Annotated in this window: 3 protein-coding genes; 1 reads left to right on the forward strand and 2 read right to left on the reverse strand. The window is 62.1% G+C overall.

Translation table 11 applies throughout. The annotated features are described in order from the left end of the window. Positions 1–123: 123 nt before the first annotated feature. Positions 124–486 carry a hypothetical protein gene (locus WBV42_RS13510; protein ID WP_423986489.1) on the reverse strand — a complete coding sequence of 121 codons (363 nt, stop codon included), beginning with the start codon at positions 484–486 and terminating at the stop codon, positions 124–126. Between the two features lie 220 nt (positions 487–706). Here WBV42_RS13510 and WBV42_RS13515 point away from each other — a divergent pair, with 220 nt between their 5' ends. Further along, on the forward strand, positions 707–1,327 hold the full coding sequence (locus WBV42_RS13515) for a TetR/AcrR family transcriptional regulator (protein WP_423986490.1): 621 nt from the start codon (positions 707–709) through the stop codon (positions 1,325–1,327). A gap of 19 nt (positions 1,328–1,346) precedes the next feature. On the opposite strand, the gene WBV42_RS13520 is transcribed toward WBV42_RS13515, so the two are convergent. Further along, a partial coding sequence (locus WBV42_RS13520; protein WP_423986491.1) for a class I adenylate-forming enzyme family protein occupies positions 1,347–2,507 on the reverse strand: 1,161 nt, incomplete at its 5' end.

A 2,507-nucleotide genomic window follows, 5' to 3' on the forward strand; every position in this document is an offset into this window, starting at 1 on the left:
GGCGGGCCTCGTCGGCGTCGCCGCGATCTGTCTCGGCGTGGCGGCCATCGTCTGGTGGGTTCGGTTACGCGGGACGGACGGGGCGATTTCGTCCGTCTCGACCCCCGAACTCCGCTGAACGACTCAGACGCCCGGAATCCCCAGCGCCCCCGACGTGATGATGTCGAACAGCGCGAAGATGTAGAGGACGATGGCGGCCGCGAACCACGCGACCAGTCCGATGACGATGGCCGTTCCCCAGCCGCCGGGATAGCGCCAGTTGATGACGCCGATCCACGCGATGAGCGCGAGCAGCGCGCCGATGATGGGAATCCACCCGACGAAGAAGCTGATGATGCCCCACACTATCGACCCGATGAGTGCGGTGATGATGGCGTGACCATAGCTTCCCGCGCGGTCCGTCGTCACCCTCGCACCGACGTAGATGCCGAACCCGCCGATGAGCAGGCTGACGAGGAAGATGATTATCGTATCTATCCACGCCATCCTACAGCCTCCCTCCGTTCCGCCAGAGTTCGGTTTCGAGACGGCCAACTGTCGTGTTATATCGTTTCACTGTGTCCCCCCGAGGCTCATAACGTTCCCATCCATCGTTTGTCTGTCGGTTGTTCAGTTCGAGTTGCCGACATACGAGGGAATGTGAACTGTGCCAACGAAGGTTTCCTCGCCACTTATACCGACGGTTGCCGAATACCGACTAACCACGATGAACGAGCAGCGAGGAACGGAACAACGAATCAGGGAGGCCGCGTTTCGGGCGCTTACGAAGCACGGATACGCGGACCTCTCCATCAAGATCATCGGCGAGGAGTTGGGGCAGAGTCCGTCGCTCATCTACCACTACTTCGAGGACAAAGACGAGTTGCTCCTCTCCCTGCTGGACGTGTTCTCCGAAAAGTTCGTCGAGAAGCAACTGCGGGAACGGACGGGTGACCCCGAAGCGGACCTCCGTTCCGTCGTCGATACGTTTCTCGACCCGATGCGACCGGAATCGGAATCGGTCGTGATATCGTCGTCGGGGGACGAACCGGCAGTGTCGTCGGTTTTCATCGAACTGTGGGCGCAGGCGGCACGGAACGACGCGTATCGGGAGAAACTCACGGAGATAGACACGGAGTTACGGGACATACTCGTCCGAATTCTCGATTCGGGCATCGAGGATGGCACCTTCCGCGATGTCGATACGGAAACGACGGCGGAACACATCCTGGCCCTCCTCCTCCACGGGATGCACACCCGGACGACGACGAACAGGGACGGTGTGCCGGACACGATGCGGGAACTGATCGACGATATGATCGAAAACGACCTGCTCCGGAAAAACTGAAATCCGATAGCTTGGACGACTACCCCTGCCCGATGAGTCGGTCCTCGTCCTCCCAGAACTCCTGCCGGAGTTGGTACTTCTGGACTTTGCCGGTCGCGGTTTCCGGCAGGTCGTCGTCCACGATGATCTTGCGCGGAATCTTGTAGCCCGCCATCCGCTCGCGGCAGAAGTCCTCCACGTCCGCATCGGACAGTTCGACGCCGGGTTTCGGGACGACGACGGCCGTCACGAGTTCGCCCCATTCGTCGCTCGGCGTGGGGATGACCGCCGCCTTGGCGATGTCGGGATGGTCGTACAACACGTCCTCGACTTCGATGGACGAGACGTTCTCGCCGCCCGAGATGATGATGTCCTTCTTGCGGTCCTGAATCGATATCATCCCGTCCTCGTCGATGGTCGCGAGGTCGCCCGTGTGGAAATAGCCCGGCAGACGGTCGTTGAACGCCGCGTCGGTCGCCTCCGGTTTGTTCAGGTAGCGGTCCATCACCTGATTGCCGCGGACGACGACTTCGCCCATCGTCTCTCCATCCGGCGGGACGTCACTGCCGTCGTCGTGAACGACGCGAACGTCGGTACAGATGACCTCGCTCCCCTGTGTCACCTTCAGGGAGCGCCCGCGTTCGGCGAGGCGGCGCGGCGAGTTCGACGTGGTGATGATGGGTGCGGTCTCGGTCAACCCATAAATATGGATGATGCGCCACCCGATGTCGTCCTCGACGGTTTCGATGGTCGCCGTCGCGGGAGCGCTTCCGGCCGTGGCGATGCGCAGTTCGCGGTCGCCCGTCGTCCCCACGTCGGGGTTGTTCTCGTTGAACGCGATGACGCGGTTGAGTACGGTCGGCGCGCCGCACATGAACGACACGTCGTAGTTTCGAATCTTTTCGAGCGTGCGCTCCGGGGTGAACTTCCGGAGACAGACGTGCGTAGCGCCGGTTCCGGTGATGGCGTAGGTGTGGCCCCACCCGTTGCAGTGGAACATCGGGAGCGTCCAGAGGTAGGTGTCGTCGTCCCGAATCTCCATGTGCTGGTTGAGCACGATGGCGTGCCAGTGTTCGGTCCGGTGGGTGCGAACGACGCCCTTCGGGTCGCCCGTGGTTCCGGACGTGTAGTTGATGCTCGCGTCGTCGTCCTCCGAGATGTCCGCCCGCTCCGGCGCGTCGGCCGACGCCTCGTCCACGAG

This window comes from Haladaptatus sp. (assembly GCF_049589095.1).
GTDB lineage: Archaea > Halobacteriota > Halobacteria > Halobacteriales > Haladaptataceae > Haladaptatus.

Coding starts and splice junctions, on each gene's coding strand:
- WBV42_RS13510 (WP_423986489.1), bottom strand. CDS start 486: ATGGCGTGGATAGATACGATAATCATCTTCCTCGTCAGCCTGCTCATC.
- WBV42_RS13515 (WP_423986490.1), top strand. CDS start 707: ATGAACGAGCAGCGAGGAACGGAACAACGAATCAGGGAGGCCGCGTTT.